The sequence below is a fragment of the Pseudoalteromonas rubra genome, from assembly GCF_005887115.1.
GTDB lineage: Bacteria > Pseudomonadota > Gammaproteobacteria > Enterobacterales > Alteromonadaceae > Pseudoalteromonas > Pseudoalteromonas rubra_F.
In genome coordinates, this window is record NZ_PNCJ01000180.1 from 1 (window position 1) to 286 (window position 286).

General features: G+C 45.1%; 1 protein-coding gene. It reads right to left on the reverse strand.

Features of this window, described 5'->3' with window-relative positions:
- On the reverse strand, positions 1 to 286 hold a 286-nt coding region (locus tag CWB98_RS23665; RefSeq protein WP_138546993.1), incomplete at both ends, for an ATP-binding cassette domain-containing protein.

Sequence of the window (286 nt, forward strand, 5' to 3'; positions counted from 1 at the left end):
AGCGTGGTGCCTTGCTGTTGATTAAGCTCAAACAACAGCTCTTCAATCATTTTTCCATTTTTACTGTCTAAGTTTGCCGAAGGCTCATCAGCAAACAGAATTTGCGGCGTGCCAATAAAGGCACGAGCGATAGCAACTCGCTGCTGCTCACCACCCGAAAGTTGTGAGGGATACTGAGTTAGTCGATGAGAAAAGCCAACTTTTTCTAATAACTCTGTCGCTTGATTTTTCGCACCTTTGTCCCCAGCTAATTCAGCAGGAAGCATCACATTTTCAAGCGCCGTTA